Origin of the sequence: Mycobacterium sp. OAS707 (genome assembly GCF_014873705.1) — a bacterium.
In the GTDB taxonomy this organism is placed as follows: Bacteria; Actinomycetota; Actinomycetes; order Mycobacteriales; family Mycobacteriaceae; genus Mycobacterium.
Map to the genome: position 1 here is coordinate 563,269 of NZ_JADBDS010000005.1, position 16,769 is coordinate 580,037.

Consider the following 16,769-nt stretch of genomic DNA (forward strand, 5'->3'; position numbering starts at 1 on the left):
AATTCAGCGATTGCCGCTAGCTGGGCTCCTGGGGGCGGTGTTCCCGGCAAAACCCCTGCGGCTCAGCATCATCGCGCAGCACCCAGCCTGCAGCGTCGACAGCGTCGGCAGGTTCGGCGCCGCAGATCTCACACCGCACGCACACGCCCGCCTTGGTCCAGGCCAGGAAGCGCCGCAGATTCTCGCCCAACACGATCGACGCCGCCATCTGCTCGCCGGTGTACATCCAGCCCACGCCGTCCACCCAGGTCCGCGGGACGAGCTGCGCAATGACGGGGCCGGGCAACCCGCAGGCAGCCCCCACGTCTTTGATCGTGAAGCTCGCGTGACCGGATTCGCCGGCGTGCCCGCGCAGCGGGCCGAGCGCCCTCGCCGGGTCTTGCGCGTGTGCACCGCCATTCACGGGCTCAAGCTTAGAGCTTGCTAGGCATGTCGCCATTAGACAGCGGCCAGGCCGTGGGCCGCCCGCTGTACGGACACATGGCCGCAGTTTTCGGGGTGGTGTTCAGTCCCGACCACCGCAGCCCGGTCGGTGACCCGCTTTCCGGCCACAGGCTCGCTATACGCGGCGTTCACCACGCCGCAGCGGCATCCGAATCCACCGCAGCCCGGTATTGGCGATTCGACGGCGCGGCCTGACCGCCGCACCTATCGTGTTGCTGAACCGCACCGTGGGAATAGCCCGGCGAATTTAGTGCCATGGCGTCGATTCAAGGTCGAGAAAGGTGCGCAATGAACATGATGCCTCTGCTCCCCACCGCGATAGCGATAGGCGTCGCCTGTGCCCCACTGGCACAGGCAGATGTGCCAGGACTCGGCCCGTTCGTGGGCCAATGGGTAGCCCACGGGGAGAGCTTGATCGTCAACGCCGACGGATCGGGCAGCGAAACCTACAACGGCGGATCGGTGAACTTCCAAATCAGCGGTGTCCAGCCCCCGCCACCTCAGCCCGATCACACCGCGTACGGCAGCATCACCAGCGGCGGCAACGCCGAGCGTGGCAGCTATGTGACGATCACGCTCGTCGACGGTGGCCAGGGCATTCTCCTAAGCGTTGCGAACGGGGACACCGGGTTCCCGTTCTGCAAGGTAGTCAACGGCAACAAGCTCAATAGCGCCGACTGCGGCGGATAGCCGCCCTTCCGGAGCACACTCCGCGAAACGTCTGGCGCACTTCGAAATTGCCTGGCGGGACTGACTAGCCCGCGTCGAGGTGCGCTGTGTCCTCTGCGAAATACAAAGTGTCACTTCCTCTTTGGATCTGCGTTGGCCGCGGCCAACACTTCGCCAGTTGAGGCTGCCGGCCGCCACGCTGCAGGCGATGACCACGCCCGCGAACCTGTGAGACCTCTGTTTACTGATATCGAGTAGTCGAACACCAGGTTTTCCCACCGCTCACGATCTATGGTCGCTTTACAAAATATTTTCGTATCGGAAAGTAGTTGCTATGCGAAACATCGGGGGAGCCCATATCGCGGAGATGGGATGTGCTTCGCGGAAACCGATCCAGACGAATGATCAAGGGTGGCGAAGCGGCACGATACTGCGAGATGGACGGTGTTCTGCAGGGCGCAGAGTTGTGAGCCGGTTCGTTTTCCCTCTCGCTTGTGCAGCATTGGCGTGTCTGGGTACCGGGCCGCCGAGCGCGACGGCCGACCCGGGTGGGGACCGGCTCGGATGTGGAACGTTTTGCCAGAACGCGGGCGGCTACGGCGGCGCTGGGCCGGCACCTAGTCAGTACGCCGTGACCGTTGTTCCCACCGGCACTGTCACCGCCGACCCGGATGGGTATGTACCAGTGACCTTGGCGTGTCATCTGTCATCGCAGTGCACGGGAGTCGTCATAGTCTCAAGCCCGGGGGCGTTCAGTGGGCGCTCGGATTTGGTCGTAGCCGCTGGTGCGACGCGGACTATCGGTGTCCCCCTGCCGCCCTCGGCGATCGCCTACCTCCGCGCCAATGGCCCGACAGCCTGTTACGTGACAGCTGACGCCCGGGCATCGGCCGGACTGAGCCAACAGGCGTACGGTCCAGCCGCCATCAACGGCGAGGACATGCTCACGGTCGCGGCGCCGGGATGAGATGAAGCTGCGGTCGTCCAGGCTGACTCTCCTTGCTGATGCAAGTCTGACGAGTACGTGCTTCAAGCTGCCACAGGTGATTACGAGGCGCGCGCAGCCCAGCGGGTCGCCCGATGGGTACTGGCCCCGGGAGTCGGGCCGCCTCAGCGATGATGCCTACCGGCCGTCGAACGTCAGGCCAGCGTGACGACCGCCAGCCGACGGCGGCTCCGTCGATTCACGCAGCGCGAGGCCCTAGTTGCGGCGGTCGCGGGCGTCGTCGCCGCAGTGATGATCGTGCTCTATTGGCTGAGCGCCCTGGCAGACCTCGAACGGGCCAGTGTTGACACCCGCTTCTCGATACGCGGGCCACAGTCTCCCGGCGACGGGATCGCAATTATCGCCATCGACCAGAAAACGCTGACCGCGCTGAACGTGCAGCCACCGATCGCACGTGCCGCCTACGCCCAAGTTCTGGACCGAATCCACCCTGCGGCCCCGCGACTCATCGCCATTGACACCCAGTTCATCGGTCGCTCTCACCCGCCCGACGACCAGATGCTGCTTGATGCGATCGCACGCGATGGACCTGTCATTCTGGCCACCCATGAGGGCGATCAGGGGCCCATCCCCGTGCCCGCCGGTGTAGCCGATGCCCGGGGTGCCATACCGGCGAGCGCCGCCGTCGACACCGACCCAGACGGCGTGTTGCGCAAGATGATGTTTGCGCCGGTACAGCTGCCCACGCTGCCCGTTCGCGCCGCGGAGCTGCTCAGCGGCCATTCGGTGCAGCCCTTCACGCACAAATGGATCGACTATCGGGGCGGTCCCGGCACTCTCCCGCACTACTCGTTCGTCGATGTGATGGCCGGCACCGTTCCGGCGAGCGCCTTTGCCGGCAAAGCTGTCCTCATCGGCACCACGGATCCGGTTAACGACGTCTTCGTTACCCCGATCTCCTCGGCGCCGATGGCCGGCGTCGAGGTTCAGGCCAACGCGCTGTGGACGCTGCTCGCCGGCGTGCCTCTCAAATCGGCAGCCCCGCCGGTAGACATCGCGCTGGTCCTGCTCGTGATCGCCATCCCGGCGCTCATCGGTGCCCGCAACGGCGCGCTCTACAGTTTCGGTGCCGCGCTGGGCACCGTTCTACTCTTCCTGGTCGGCGCACAGCTTGCCTTCAACGCCGGGCTGATCGTGTCCGTCGCCTACCCGCTGATGGGGTTGGCGACGGCAACAGCCGGCGTCATCGCGGTCGACTCATTCATGGAACGGCGTCAACGCCAGGCTCTGGAACGGGCACTGGGTGACCTGCTGCCCCCGCAAACGCCGCCGGCGTTCTTCCTCAGCTACCGGCGCAGCCAGAGCGCATGGCACGCCCGCGACATCAAACGCGAATTAGTCAACCGTTTCGGTGCGTCCAGCGTCTTCATGGACAAGTCGTCTATCGAATACGGTGAAACCTTTCCGGCCCGCATCGCCGAGGCGATTCGCGGATGCAGCGCCATGCTGGTGCTGATCGGACCCAATTGGCTCGAACAGGTGGACGGCCGCCGGCGCATCGACGATCCGAACGACTGGGTGCGTCGGGAGGTAGAAGCTGGACTCCAACGCAGCGAGGCTGTGGTCGTGCCCACCCTGGTGGATGAAGCGGCGAGCCCATCGGCAGCCGAGCTGCCGGAGTCGATCGCCGCGCTGGCCACGCTTCACGCCGTCCAGCTCTGCGGTGACGACCTCGAGGCCGAAATCGACAAACTGGTTCAGTCCATTCAACGTGGCCGCCGCCGCACCAACGGAGAAGCCAAGCAAACCGCGGTCAGAACCGACGGGGACGCGACGGGCGGATAGGCGGTAGCGCCGCCCTCCAAGCAGCGACGATGAGCCCGGTACATCCGATGACAAGCGCTCTCGAGGTCAGTCAGGAGCGATGGGCAGTCCGGGGCAGGCGGGGATATAGCCGATGTCGGGCGACACCCAGTCCCGCCACTGTTTGCGACTCATGTTGCTGGTCAGCTTGTCGCACAGCTGTGCGGGATCGGCGACGGCAGGCCAGAGCCGCACCGTTCCGTCCACATTTGACGCAGCGACCAGGCGGCCATCGGGGCTCAATGCCACTCCAGCTATGCCATCGGGGGTGGTGAGCGGAGCCGCCGCCGGTTTCCCGGTGGAGGTCTCCCACAACCGCAGACTGGCGTCGATCCCACCCGTTGCGAGCTGATCGCCGACGCCAAATGCCACACCGAAGACAACGCTGGTGTGACCCAGCAAGGGACTGTGCGGCAACGGCTTTCGCGTGTCGGCGTCCCAAAGGTCGATGACGCCGTTCTCGTGAACAGCGGCGATGACCTTGCCGTCCCGGCTGAATGCCACGGTGGCGATCGGGAACGGGCTCGCGGTGGTCATGACAGGTCCATCGACCTGAGCGGTGTCGAGCTTCCACAGCCGCACGCCATCGGCGTAACCCGCGACGATTCGACGCGCATCGGGGCTGAAATCTACAGAGAAGATCTGTTTGTCAGCGGTCATCGGTTTGCCGAGGGCACGACCGGTCCTGACGTCCCAGAGCTGCACGGCGCCAGTCGATGTCTGACCAGAGGCGGCCGTGTTCCCGTCACGACTGAACCCGAACGGGATGCCAAGTCCGTCAACTTCTTGGCCCTTGGTCTGTACGGGCTGCTGGAGAGGCTGCGCGGTGTCGGCATCCCACACCTGCAGTGTGCCGCCGCGTGTCGCGGTGACGATCCGGCCGCCGTCGACGTAGCGGAAGTACACCCCGGGACCGCCGCTAGGTGCCAGCGGCGGTAGCGGCTGGCCAGAACCAACGTCCCACCGCTGGACAGTGGTGTCGCCGGAAATCGCGACGCGGTGGCCGTCGAGGCTGAACATGACGTTCGTCGCAGCGCGGTCAGGGCCCTTCATCGGGTAGCCGACCGTGGCGTTCCACAGTCGAAGCGTCCCATCTGCGCTGGCGGTGGCGATTTGTCGGCCGTCGGGGTTGAATGCCACCCCGTGCACCTCGCTCGTGTGTCCGGTCAAGGTCGGACCAACCTGCACACCGGTGTCGGTGTCCCACACTTGCACAGCTCCGTCGCTGCGGCCGGTAACGATGCGATGGCCGTCGGGACTGAACGCGACCCCGAAGTAGTTAAGGAGGACATTGCCGGCGGGCATCGCGCGGATGGCAGAGCCGGTGTCTGCGTTCGACCACTGCAGAAAGCCGCCGGCTTCCACCATTGCATGCCCATCGGGGCTAATGGCGCTTTGCCATACCCTCGTCGGTAAACCGTTGTTGAGCGGCATCAGCATTAGCGGCGTACGGGGCGCACCGGTCACGGCGTCGCTGATAATCGTTGCGCCCATTGAACTCACGGCCAGAACCTTGCCGCTACGGTCGAATGCCACGTCGGTCACAGGCGGGGCAGCGTCCCCAGGGTTCTTGGGTACGAACACCTGCCTGGTGCCGCGGAGTTGGCCGGTGCGCGCATCCCAGGACCTCAGATTGCCGTCGAGGCCGCCCGTGAAGATCGTGGAGCCGTCGGGGCTGACCGCGACGCTCGTAAGCTGACCCGCATTCGACGGGCTTTGGTTGCGCGCCTCGCCGGTGTCGGCATTCCATAGCCGCAGCGCCCCGTCAGCGCCCGCAGAAACGATGGTGTGCTCGCTTCTGAACGCCACAGATGTCGCCGGGCCGTTGTGCGCCTTGATCGGCGAACCGATTGGTTTACCGGTCACCGTGTCCCACTGGCGCACCGTCCCATCGACCGCTGCGGTGGCCACGCGGCTTCCGTCCGGGCTGTACGCCAGATCCAACGGCACCGATGAAATGTCGACGATCTTCTGCGTGGTGAATCGGTTGATCTGCGCGTTCAGAATCGACACGGGGTTGGGCACGATCGCGTTGGCTGCCAACAGTTCCTGGAGGCCGCGCGCGTCGCCGCCGGGAGCGACGCCGGCAAGGATGGCTGATCCCTCAGCATTGAGTTTGGCAGCGATTGCCTCGTGCAGGTGTTGTTCTGCTTGTTGACGCTGGGCGACAGCGACGACGGCGAAGACGACCGAAGTCACCGTGAGCATGACCAGCCCCGCGACCGCCGCGGCGCGCAGGCGGCGGAACCGCCGTCGCTCCCGCTGATCATCGCCTTCCAACTGATCTTTGGGCTTCCCGTGAATCGGGGCAGCGAGCGCGGTTACTTTGTCGCGGAAGCTCAGCGAACGCAGATCCCACGGTGAATCGCCGCTGACATCGATGTACAACGGCTCGGCTCTCAGTAATCCGGGCACCCTCAGCGCCGGTGGAGCAGCGTCCGACGAGTCGTCGAACCGTCCATGCTCGGCATCCCAGTTCAGATGGCCCTCGGCTAGCACGAGCATCAGCTTGTCGTGGCCGCGATATTCGAGCCAGTATGCGAGTTCTTTGTCGACCCACTTCGACGCGGCCGCCTGCGGGGACAGGACGACAATCATGAAGCGCGAAGAATCAAGGGCTGCAGTGATTCTCGCCCACAGGTCGGGTGCGGCCTCCAAGTTGGTGTCGTCGCGAAACACTCGTAGAGCCCGTAAACGACCGAACCTGCAGCCGATGCGGTGCAGCCCCTTCTGAATCGCGGTGGTGACTTGCTTGTCGCGATGGGCGTAGGACAGGAATGCGTCGTAGGCGATGGGCGCGGCAGGCGTGGGGCTCAGAGATTCAATGGGCTGTGCCAACTCCGCCATGTCTCGCCCCCGGAAATCGTGTCGATCCAGCAGCAGCGGTCGCGCTGTGGCAACCAGCTCAGTTTGTCACTCCGAGCGGCGGGATTAATCACTTTGATGCAGCACCAAACTGAAAAGGCGCGGTACGGGTCGCGCAGTGGAGCGGGCTAGTCCACTCCTGGCGGCCGCGACGCTGGCGGCCGCGCTCACGGCATCGAAGCGGGGTGTGGAACGGCGCCTAACTGCGGAGAAGGATGCGGCGGTCAACGCTGCATGAAGCAGGACGTTTACCGAGGTTGGCGCGGGATCACGCGAGCTCGGCAGGCTCGGTCTTCTCCAGGCGTAGGACTTGGAAGCCGGCGTTGGCCAAGATCTGCGGAATCGATCGCACGAACATCCGGTCATATTCGGCGATGTGGTCGGGAAGCTCGTCGAACGGGATGAGGTACTCGGTGAGCTTCTTGTCCGGATCCTTTGGCCCAGCGCGCCAACCCGCCTGAACGCGTTCATCGATCCAGCGGTCGTGCTCCTCGATTGCCAGTTTCTCGACCTCCTCGGGGTCGAACGTGAAATCCGATGCCCCCCAGTCCCGTAGCGGTGCAATCACGCAACCGATCATGTGCAACTTGACCGGGATGTCACGGGCCTGCGCGCGACTGGAGTCCCTGCGCGATTCGTCGAGTTCTTCCCACAGGGGTGCCGGCTTGTTTTCGGCGAGCTGCTCCTCGCGCCAGCGATTGTGGACGGCGACCGCGATCAGCTCGAAGGAGCCACCCTGTACGAATTCGGTCGTGCACACGTTCTCCAGCGTAGGGAACACGTCGATGCTCCTGAGCGCGCCGCTGGCTCTGGCGTCTTCGATCAGTCGCGCGACCCCGTGGGCGCGTGATAGCGCCACGACAAGCGGGATGCCCGCGTCGAGCGCGTGGCGCAAGGACAGGGCCGCCTCAAGCGCGTCTTCGTCGCGGTATGCCGTCACGTAGGCGCTGGTCATCGGCGGTGCTCCGGCGCTGGTATGGAGTTCGGGCAGCTGCTGTACTTCACGATCCAGGATCGAGATGCATACGAAGCGGCACACATACTCCAGCGCCGGAAACTCGTTCACCAAAGCCTGCTTGCGGTCCTCGGCGTGATCATCGATGACGGTGACCCATAGCGGGGTGTCGTCGGTTCGGGTGTCGTACCACTCGCGGGCGGCATGTTTGACGAGCCAGTTTCCGAGCGCGTCGAGCCGACTGATGAGCAGATGTGGATGCGAGCCGGGTGGGCCAACGGGGAAGTTGTCGAGCCACAGCCGCGCTCCGATCTCCTCGGTGTTGAAGAAGTCGAGCACTGGCGCCGAACGCTTGGCGGGTAGGTTGGCCTCCTGAATGCGCAATAGTGCGCAAAGCTCCGGGTCGCCGATGCGGGCAAGACATTGCAACTCACCGCTGCGACGGTCGCTGGCCAGTCGTCGGCCGACGGCAACGATTTCGGTGTTGACTGCATCGTCCGCGCACACCGCGACGAGTCGGGCCGCGCGGCGCACTCCGGCGGCACGCAGCGTCCGTTCCAGCTGGGCGTCGCCGACGATGACTGGGATCTTCAAACTGCGACACAACTCGATGTGCGGGTTGGTCGGATCCATCTCCACGGCGACGACCTTCACGTGAGACTTGCGTCTTCCGTGGGGTTCTCGAAGGTGCCGCAGAAACACGGTGCCGACATAGCCGAGGCCGCAGACCACCACGTGCCCACGCATCAAGGGGACGCGAATCTGTTGGAATCGGTCTCGGAACAGCGACGCCAGGCCCGCAAGTGCTGCGTAGCCGGCCACCGCGGGCGCAAGGAACCGTGCGATGTCCAACCAGATCGGCAGCCTGGTCTTGTCTGGCGCCGTCGCCGGCAGGAAAAGCATCAAGCTGCGGTACACGACGTCGGCCAGGTCGGGGGGCGCGTCGTAGGCCTTGAGGAGGTACTGGTGGTTGAGGAACTGCGCATAGCCAATGCATCCGAAGATGAAGGCCAGCGCGCCGGCGATGCTCAGCAACACCCAGCGGTAGTCGATCAAAAAGTGCACGCTAGCGCGCAGGCGTCGCACCAAAGACTCCGCACTCAGGCCGCTCCGTGGGGCCTGCGCGCGCACCTCTGTATTGATTGTCTCGACGGATTCGTGACCGGAACCGGTGTGTTCAGGGGGCTCCCGCATCGCTTCCCCCTGCGCGGATAGACCGTCACGACATGTGGCGCGTCGTCGAAAATGTAGCGCACCTGCCAATCCCAGGTACGAGATTCTGCGCCGTTGGCGAGAGCCGAATCCATGCCATGTTGCTCACGGACCGCCCGCGCGATGCGTTGGTGATCGAGCGATCGGCGAGTCTTGGTTTGGCATCCATCGGGGAAGCGGGCGCTGGGCCGACAGGTCGCTTTGAGTGCGTGGTTGTGCCGGGCAGTCCGAAGCGGCGAGCTCCGCTGGCTCCTTGCAGACAGTCGAGGCAGCACACCGACATCGGCCGCGCCTGTCATGAGCGTGCACTCACCGCGATGGCCGAATCAGGGATCGTCGATGCCTACCTTTGGGCGGTGCTTTAACGCGTCTCGCTAAGCGCTATTCGTGCCGCCGCGCTGGCGACTCCTGCGAACTAGTGACAGCAGGGCATCACCCATTTTGATGCTATGCTGTCATTATGCGTACGACGGTGACTCTCGATGACGACACCCTGGCTGTCGTGCAGCGGCGCATGCGGGAGCGAGGCGTCTCCTTCAAGCAGGCACTCAACGACGCCATCCGTGACGGGGCGCAGGGCCGCCCCTCCCCTACGCCCTTCGTCACCCGCTCGGCTGATCTCGGCGTTCCCTCGGTGAACCTCGACCGCGCCCTGCAGTTGGCCGGTGACCTTGAAGATGAGGAACTGCTGCGGCGACAGCGCCGCGGCGCATGAAAATCGTCGACGCCAACGTGCTGCTGTATGCCGTCAATTCGGCCGCCGAGCACCACAACGCCAGCAGACGCTGGCTCGACGGTGCACTGTCGGGCGCTGACACCGTTGGCCTGGCGTGGGTGCCGCTACTAGCGTTTATCCGGCTGACGACAAAGGTCGGGCTGTTTCCCACTCCGCTGCGAACCGAGGATGCCATGCGGCAAGTCGATGAGTGGTGCACCGCACCGGGAGCGGTGGTGATCGGCCCCACGCCGCGTCATCCCGAATTGCTCAGCGGTTTGCTTTCGCATGTCGGAACGGGCGGCAACCTCGTCAACGACGCCCATTTGGCCGCCCTGGCGCTGGAGCACCGTGCCGGAATCGTCAGTTACGACAGCGATTTCGGTCGATTCGACGGCGTGCGTTGGGAGACACCCGACGCGCTCTTGGAGCGCTGAACTCAGCTGACGCAGCACAATTGGGAAAGGCGGCACTGGCGGTGCCGGTGGACTCGGCGGCCACATGGCAAAGCAGAGCCGACGGCTAGCCCGTTTCGAGCTGATTCGGTGCCGTCGGGCGTCACCAGCACGGTCAATGCCCCAGAGGCTGGACGTGCTTGCCGGAGGCCGATCGCAGCTTTCGATGCACCTACGGCACGATTAGGGAGCGAAGTGTTCCGTCCAGGCCGTTCCGTCCCAATAGCGCTGCGCCCCACCACCGCCGCCCGGGTCTGGATACCAGCCCGCGGCGGCGGATGATCGGTGCAGGGCTGACGCTCGTTCGATTCGGTCGTAGACGGGCGAAAGCATCACTCGAAGCGCCGCCGGTTCGAACATCTCAGCATTCATAAGGATGCCCACTGCGCCTGCCCGAAGATTCAATGTCGTGTCGCGGGTGATCGTCGAGCGCGTCGTCGCCGCGTTTATGAGCCCGGCAATCGCCAGTCCCTCGAGAGCGCCTCGCACGCCGAACCCTCCGCCGATGACGCCAGCGTTCGTGGTGTAGCGCTGTGTGCCAATGCCACCGATGTCTATGGAATTAATGTCCCTGTAGTGAAGGCGGGCTACCTCTCCGGAACTGCTCAGAACACTGATGTGGTCAGCGACAAATAACAAGGCACAGCGCGCACCTGGCCACAGCCCTGCCAAGGATGCGGCGGACACAATTCCTGCCACGACGCGCTGCGCTGGATCTACTGGCGAGCCTGGTCGGAAGCGCACTGACTCTGGCTTCAGGTTCGCAGCTTTCGCGGGGCGCGCCATCCACTTCTTGGCCCAAGAGCTCTCACCACAGTGCGAGCAATTCAGTTGAATGACCCCGTATTGATTCTCGATCTGCTGAGCGCGATTGCATAGGGGACATGAGCGAAAGAAGTGGGAGGCGCCGCAGGACGTGCACATATAGCTGTCGCGATCCCTGGGTAGCTCGTAGCCTGCGCCACATCGCAGGCAGTCGACACCGATGATCGAGTTCGCGGCCGCCTTTGGTGCCGGATTGGTGACCTCGGCCGACGGTCTTGGGGCGATGGGTCGGTCGCTCGTCTCATCTCTGGGGTCCACCGCTGCCACCTTTCCGTTGCAACGCAGCTCCAATATCTTTGCCGTTTGGCGCGAGACCTCGCTCGGGTAGCGCCGGTCCCGCTGCAAGACACCTACCCGATAGCCTTACTCCCCGGCCGAACAAATTGGAACAGCGCAACGGAGGCCAAGGCCAAATGCGCACTGGCGCAACAACATTTGTCACAGACCATTATGGTTACCAACGAAGCACGGATCCCAACCGGTCGGTCGGATTGCTCCGGTGTTGGTAAGGGAGTTGGAGTTCAACCATTCGGCCGATACCACGATGTCCAGTCGATGTAACACGACGTCAGCAAGTCTTCAGGAGATAGACAGCGCGCTGCCAGAAGTGGATGCAGCCGATGACTTTCGAGATAGCAAAGTCAGCAGCGGACGCTGAAATCCGACCGGCAGATCATCCATGTCCGTTACAGCAAACGCAGGCTGCAGTAGGGCCGCCAACCCGCGACCGAGATGGCCGACCGTGTCAGCGCAATCTCCTGACGCTTCTAACGGGTCAAGCATTCGGGCGGGCACCAATGCCGTCCCGAGCTGTCTTCCCACCAATATGGAACGCCGTTGGGGTCGCTCTGCGTAGCGGGTTTAGGGGCCGGATTTGATGGGTCTTCGCACGGTGCTTGAAAAAAGTCGCCGCAGCCCTGTGGGAAGGGAACAGCTAATGCGGGCGAAGCTGATCCCAAACCTCCACACATCAGCCCGGCCGCAGCGACGCCTACTATGAATTTTCGCATATGACCCCCTGAATACTTCTCGGCGCAAATCGATACCTGCCGCTAACCGACCTCTCCGCGGCACCGCGGCCAGCAACTCCGCTACGGAACTCTAGAAGATTGCTGCACGGCAGGGAATCGGGCGTTTCCCTATACGTCGCGGCTATCTACTTGCTGTGAGAACACTGTTAGCTGCTGCCGAGTCTGAAACGCTGACTGAAATTTGCGGTTCTTCGGAGGCCATCTGACTAGGACCTCTCGAAACAGCTGGATGTCGCCTCTATCCAGGTGTCACCGAATTGTGCTCTGCCCTATCAGTAATTCGTAGGCCTAGGTGACGACAATGGATCGCGGTGGTGGCTGTTACGGGGCTAATACTCTCCACCGTGGAAGACGGAGCGGGGGCGTCCGATCAGACAGACATGGGCGACCTCCCGACGCCCACCGCGCCCGGCCTCGCTGGTCATCCGTCATCGAGGTGCGACGCAGCCACCTTCCCTACTTTGCCGGGCAGCCTTCCCACAAATCATTGCCATCGAAAATGCTGCGCGCCCGCCATTTGCGCAGCAAAGCCGCGATACGATGCGGCGCATGCCGCTGGATCCGGGTGAGGGCTTCGCCGATTTCACCATCGTGCGGCTGTTGGGCTCGGGCTGCACAGGCACGGTCTACCTGGCGTCTCGGGTCGGCAGTCCAGAACGCGTCGCGCTGAAGATACTGCGAGCCGAGGTGTCGTCTGCCCACGGGTTCCGAACGAACTTTTTCCGCGACGTCGACCTTGCCGCATCGCTGCATCACACCTCCATCGCGGCAATCCGCGACCGCGGGGATTCAGAGGGACGATTGTGGCTTGCGACCGAGTATGTCGACGGTCCAGACATTGACGCCGTCATCCGCGCCGACTTCCCCGACGGGCTTGCACCGGCACAAGCGTTTCTGATCGTCAGCCGCATCGCTGACGCTCTCGATTTCGCCCACGAGAACGGGGTGATCCACGGCCACGTCAAACCGACCAACATCGTGATCGCCGATCCCGCTTCCCGTCACTTTCGCATCGCGCTAACCGATTTCGGCCTCGGCCGTTGGCCCGATACCGCCCATGGGCGACCCTCGGCCTACGCAGCACCTGAACAAATAAGCCGCAGCGCGCCGAACGGGCGAGCCGACCAATACGGGCTGGCTGGCGTCGCGTTTCACCTTCTCACCGCCGCTTCCCCGTCAGAGCAGCGCTCTGGCGACTTGGCGAGCCGCCACCCTCACCTCGGCGATCTGACGCCCGTCTTCGAGCGTGCCTTCGCCAAGGACCCTTCAGCACGCTTCAACTCCTGCCGTGATCTGGCCAACGCCCTCATTCGTGCGCAAGACAGTGATGTTGTCGTGCCGACCGCGACAGCGCGCTTCAAAGACCGCACGAACGTTGGCAGTAATCATCCACGAGCTTCGCCCCACGCGGAGATCTATTCCGACCGCGACGAATTCGCCATTCCAGCAGCGGAACCCGCAGCGCCGCCTGCTCGCTCCCTGGTCCTGCCGGTAGCCGGAGCGCTGGTGGTGACGATCCTCTTGGTGATTGGTGGTCTGCTGATCGGCAAGCCTCATCCTTCGAAAACAGCTCCGCCGCAAGCACCTCCGCAAGCGGCTCCGCCCTCGGCGACGGTCACAGCCCCAACGGCGCCACTGGTCGCGCCGGCTTGCGGGGATCCCGCTTCCGTGGCGGAATCCCTGCCGCCACAAGACAAACTGGCACAACTGCTGATGGTCGGGGTCACTGGGATCGAAGACGCACGCTCCGTGGTGGCCAATCACCACGTCGGCGGCATATTCATCGGTAGCTGGACAGATCTCGGGATGCTGAGGGACGGCTCGCTGCGTCAACTGGAAGACGCCACCGGACCGTTGCCGCTAGCGGTGAGTGTCGACGAGGAAGGGGGTCGGGTCGAGCGACTCGCAAACTTCCTCGGTTCGCAGCCGTCGCCTCGCTCACTAGCCAAATCCACCTCCAGCCAGGAGGTGGAAGCCATCGCGCAGCAGCGCGGTAAAACGATGAAAGATCTCGGAATCACCATCGATTTCGCGCCCGTGGTGGATGTCTCGGATGCACCGGATGACACCGTGATTGGTGACCGCTCCTTCGGCGACACCGCCCAGGTCGTCGCCGAATTCGCCGGCGCGTACGCCGATGGACTGCGCCAAGCGGGGTTGTTGCCCGTCCTCAAGCACTTCCCTGGCCACGGCCACGCCTCTGGCGACTCGCACCAGGGCGGCGTCACGACTCCCCCGCTCGACCAACTGATGAAGGACGACCTGATTCCCTATCGCACCCTGACGCAGAGCGCTCCGGTGGCGGTCATGGTGGGCCACATGCAAGTGCCGGACCTGACCTCCGGCGAACCCGCGAGTTTGTCCAAGCCGGTCTATGACCTGCTGCGCTCGGGGCGATACGGCGGCGCTGCGTTCTCTGGTCTGGTGTTCACCGACGACCTATCCAGCATGGGCGCCATCAACCAGCGCTACACCGTGCCCGACGCGGTGCTGCGCGCTCTGCAGGCGGGCGCCGACACCGCTCTGTGGGTCAGCACCGATCAGGTACCTGCTGTGCTGGACCGGCTTCAGCAGGCGCTGAACAGCGGCGAGTTGAGCATGGCGCGCGTCGACGAAGCATTGCGGCGCGTCGCCCTTGCCAAGGGCCCCCATCCGAAATGCGGGCAATAGATTTGGCGGTCGCCATGACAGGTGGTGGGTGGTGAGCGAACTGAGCGGCGCGCACCCGGTGCGGATCTTCACATCTGCCGCAACGCTTCTCGTCCTCGCCGCTGCGGTGCTGATGCTCAGGGTCACCGGACAACCCATCGCTCATGCTCCTCGGGCAGTTGGCGTCTCGCCCTTCCCGTCGGCCTCTTCCGTACCGACCGACAGGGTGTCAGCAGGGGCGGCACAACCGTCGTTGATCGTGTCGCCCGACCGATACGGCGCAACGTGTGGCCACGGTATCCAGATGAGCCAGGACGGACGATGGCCGACACGGACTGGGCGGGCCAGTCCGGAGACGCCGTGCGCCTTCGCATTCAACGTCTTGACGGCCTACCAGCGCGAACCGCGGGAGCCTGGCACGACACCCATCGTCATCGCGGCCGAGTCGGTCGTGCCGTGCCCCCAGACGGGCGCTCAGTGTGCTGGTGCAAGCACTCAGGTGAGCTGCGAAAAGCAGGCTGAAGAGGACTGGATCACCTGTACCGCCGAGGAAGGGCTACGGGTGTACCTCTTTTGATACACACGCCAGTTTGGTCAGTCGCGCTATTGCGGCGAAGTGCCGCCCTGTCCGCACACCACCGTCGTCTAGCTACTATCTGCCCATGCCGTTGACGAGCGGCCAGCTCTTCGCCGGGTTTACGATCGTGCGCCTGCTGGGTTCCGGGGGTATGGGCGAGGTCTACCTCGCTGAGCATCCACGATTGCCGCGGCGCGACGCGCTGAAGATCCTGCCACCAGAAGTGTCGGCCAACGATGAGTTCCGCAGCAGATTCAACCGCGAAGCCGATCTCGCATCCACGCTGTATCACCCCCACATCGTCGGTGTCCATGACCGCGGCGAGTGTGACGGGCAACTGTGGATCTCAATGGATTACGTGGATGGACCCGACACGGGCCACTTATTGAAAGAGCGCTATCCCGCCGGGATGCCCTCAGACGAGGTGTTCGAGATAGTGGCCGCTGTCGCGGACGCACTTGATTATGCCCACGACCGCGGACTGCTACACCGGGATGTGAAGCCCGCGAATATCCTGCTCACGCGGCCTGAGCACGATACGAAGCGAATCCTGTTGGCCGACTTTGGCATTGCTCGCCGACTCGACGACATCAGCGGTCTCACCGCGACGAACATGGCAGTGGGAACCGTGAGTTACGCAGCGCCCGAACAGCTTATGGACGCAGAGGTCGACGCTCAAGCCGATCAATACTCCCTCGCGGCGACGGCTTTTCACCTCCTGACGGGGGTTCCGCCGTTCGACCATTCCAACCCGGCGGTTGTGATCTCCCGTCACCTCAATCAGCAGCCACCCAGCCTTCGTGACATGCGGCCGGAACTAGCAACACACGGCAACGCGGTCGCGCGCGGCCTGGCCAAGGATCCACGCGAACGATTCCAGTCCTGCCGCGCATTCGCCGACGCGCTGCGCCACGGCGATGAGGGGCAGGGGCAGCGGCCTCAAGGCCCTGCCGTCGCGCTCACGCGACCCTCACCTCGGACTCCACGAGACCACGCCAACGGCGACTCGGCCTCGTCAAACGCTCTTCGATCCGAGACGCCCACGCCGTCCCAAACAAGGTCGTCTCCTACGCGGGTCGCGCTATATTCCGGTCTGGCGCTTGTGGCCGTCGCGACGGTTGTGCTGATTGTTCTGATACTTGCTCTGCCGAGCGGCTCGCCGCAGACATCCGCCCCTTCCTCTCCCCAGGTTGCACCCTCGTCCGCGCCAGGGACGGCTGCCGCTTCGCTGGCGCCCGCATGTGGTGACGGGCCTGCGCTGCTGGCCAGCATGACCACCCGCGACAAGCTGGCCCAGCTGCTGATGGTCGGAGTCACCGGCGCGGCTGACGCCAAGGCTGTCGCGGACGGTGAGCATGTGGGCGGCATTTTGATCACCGGTTCGACGGATCTGTCGATGCTGTCCGATGGCACCATCGCCGACATCGCCGACAAGGGTCCGCTGCCGCTTGCGGTCAGCGTCGATGAAGAAGGCGGCCGGGTCTCTCGCCTCGCGTCGCTGATCGGCAGCCAGCCGTCGCCGCGGGTGCTCGCGGCCACGCACACCCCCGACGAGGTGTACAA

Annotated in this window: 12 protein-coding genes and 1 pseudogene; 9 read left to right on the plus strand and 4 right to left on the minus strand. The window is 64.2% G+C overall.

Features of this window, described 5'->3' with window-relative positions:
- Positions 1-16: 16 nt before the first annotated feature.
- On the minus strand, positions 17-403 hold the full coding sequence (locus GGC64_RS31255) for a hypothetical protein (protein WP_370582446.1): 387 nt from the start codon (positions 401-403) through the stop codon (positions 17-19).
- Between the two features lie 26 nt (positions 404-429).
- Between GGC64_RS31255 and GGC64_RS31260 the strand changes: the two genes are divergently transcribed.
- The 3 genes from GGC64_RS31260 (at position 430) to GGC64_RS31270 (ending at position 3,904) form a co-directional block, all read left to right on the plus strand.
- Positions 430-639: a hypothetical protein gene (locus GGC64_RS31260; protein WP_192726436.1), complete on the plus strand. Its 210-nt coding sequence runs from the start codon at positions 430-432 to the stop codon at positions 637-639.
- A gap of 99 nt (positions 640-738) precedes the next feature.
- Positions 739-1,134, plus strand: coding sequence for a hypothetical protein (locus tag GGC64_RS31265; protein ID WP_192726437.1), 396 nt, complete (start codon positions 739-741; stop codon positions 1,132-1,134).
- A gap of 1,216 nt (positions 1,135-2,350) precedes the next feature.
- Positions 2,351-3,904, plus strand: coding sequence for a CHASE2 domain-containing protein (locus GGC64_RS31270; protein ID WP_225952746.1), 1,554 nt, complete (start codon positions 2,351-2,353; stop codon positions 3,902-3,904).
- A gap of 66 nt (positions 3,905-3,970) precedes the next feature.
- On the opposite strand, the gene GGC64_RS31275 is transcribed toward GGC64_RS31270, so the two are convergent.
- Together GGC64_RS31275 and GGC64_RS31280 are read right to left on the minus strand one after the other, a co-directional pair.
- Complete coding sequence (locus GGC64_RS31275) at positions 3,971-6,769, minus strand: TIR domain-containing protein (protein ID WP_192726439.1); 2,799 nt, start codon at positions 6,767-6,769, stop codon at positions 3,971-3,973.
- 286 nt (positions 6,770-7,055) lie between these two features.
- Positions 7,056-8,936 carry an NAD-binding protein gene (locus tag GGC64_RS31280; RefSeq protein WP_192726440.1) on the minus strand — a complete coding sequence of 627 codons (1,881 nt, stop codon included), beginning with the start codon at positions 8,934-8,936 and terminating at the stop codon, positions 7,056-7,058.
- 478 nt (positions 8,937-9,414) lie between these two features.
- On the opposite strand from GGC64_RS31280, the gene GGC64_RS31285 reads away from it, so the two are divergent.
- Positions 9,415-9,669 (plus strand): antitoxin, encoded by a 255-nt coding sequence (locus tag GGC64_RS31285; protein ID WP_192726441.1) that lies wholly within the window; start codon positions 9,415-9,417, stop codon positions 9,667-9,669.
- Positions 9,666-10,106 (plus strand): type II toxin-antitoxin system VapC family toxin, encoded by a 441-nt coding sequence (locus tag GGC64_RS31290; RefSeq protein WP_192726442.1) that lies wholly within the window; start codon positions 9,666-9,668, stop codon positions 10,104-10,106. Before GGC64_RS31285 ends, GGC64_RS31290 begins: the two co-directional genes overlap by 4 nt.
- Positions 10,107-10,307: 201 nt before the next feature.
- Here the strand turns inward: GGC64_RS31290 and GGC64_RS35425 are convergent, their stop codons facing one another.
- Entirely contained in the window at positions 10,308-10,613 is a 306-nt protein-coding gene (locus tag GGC64_RS35425) for a DUF2510 domain-containing protein (protein ID WP_370582447.1), read from the minus strand.
- Between the two features lie 1,916 nt (positions 10,614-12,529).
- On the opposite strand from GGC64_RS35425, the pseudogene GGC64_RS34930 reads away from it, so the two are divergent.
- The 4 genes and pseudogenes from GGC64_RS34930 to GGC64_RS34940 all read left to right on the plus strand — a co-directional run.
- Positions 12,530-13,168, plus strand: a pseudogene (locus tag GGC64_RS34930) (serine/threonine-protein kinase); the annotation flags it as partial.
- Between the two features lie 291 nt (positions 13,169-13,459).
- Positions 13,460-14,650, plus strand: coding sequence for a glycoside hydrolase family 3 N-terminal domain-containing protein (locus GGC64_RS34935; protein ID WP_370582451.1), 1,191 nt, complete (start codon positions 13,460-13,462; stop codon positions 14,648-14,650).
- A gap of 31 nt (positions 14,651-14,681) precedes the next feature.
- Complete coding sequence (locus GGC64_RS31305; protein ID WP_192726444.1) at positions 14,682-15,206, plus strand: hypothetical protein; 525 nt, start codon at positions 14,682-14,684, stop codon at positions 15,204-15,206.
- Positions 15,207-15,291: 85 nt separating this feature from the next.
- The coding region (locus GGC64_RS34940) for a protein kinase (RefSeq protein ID WP_225952659.1) at positions 15,292-16,769 on the plus strand (1,478 nt) is incomplete at its 3' end.

What these genes read in the sequence shown, in the direction of transcription:
- GGC64_RS31260 (WP_192726436.1), top strand. Translation starts at nt 430, where the DNA reads ATGTCGCCATTAGACAGCGGCCAGGCCGTGGGCCGCCCGCTGTACGGA.
- GGC64_RS31265 (WP_192726437.1), top strand. Translation starts at nt 739, where the DNA reads ATGATGCCTCTGCTCCCCACCGCGATAGCGATAGGCGTCGCCTGTGCC.
- GGC64_RS31270 (WP_225952746.1), top strand. Translation starts at nt 2,351, where the DNA reads ATGATCGTGCTCTATTGGCTGAGCGCCCTGGCAGACCTCGAACGGGCC.
- GGC64_RS31275 (WP_192726439.1), bottom strand. Translation starts at nt 6,769, where the DNA reads ATGGCGGAGTTGGCACAGCCCATTGAATCTCTGAGCCCCACGCCTGCC.
- GGC64_RS31280 (WP_192726440.1), bottom strand. Translation starts at nt 8,936, where the DNA reads ATGCGGGAGCCCCCTGAACACACCGGTTCCGGTCACGAATCCGTCGAG.
- GGC64_RS31285 (WP_192726441.1), top strand. Translation starts at nt 9,415, where the DNA reads ATGCGTACGACGGTGACTCTCGATGACGACACCCTGGCTGTCGTGCAG.
- GGC64_RS31290 (WP_192726442.1), top strand. Translation starts at nt 9,666, where the DNA reads ATGAAAATCGTCGACGCCAACGTGCTGCTGTATGCCGTCAATTCGGCC.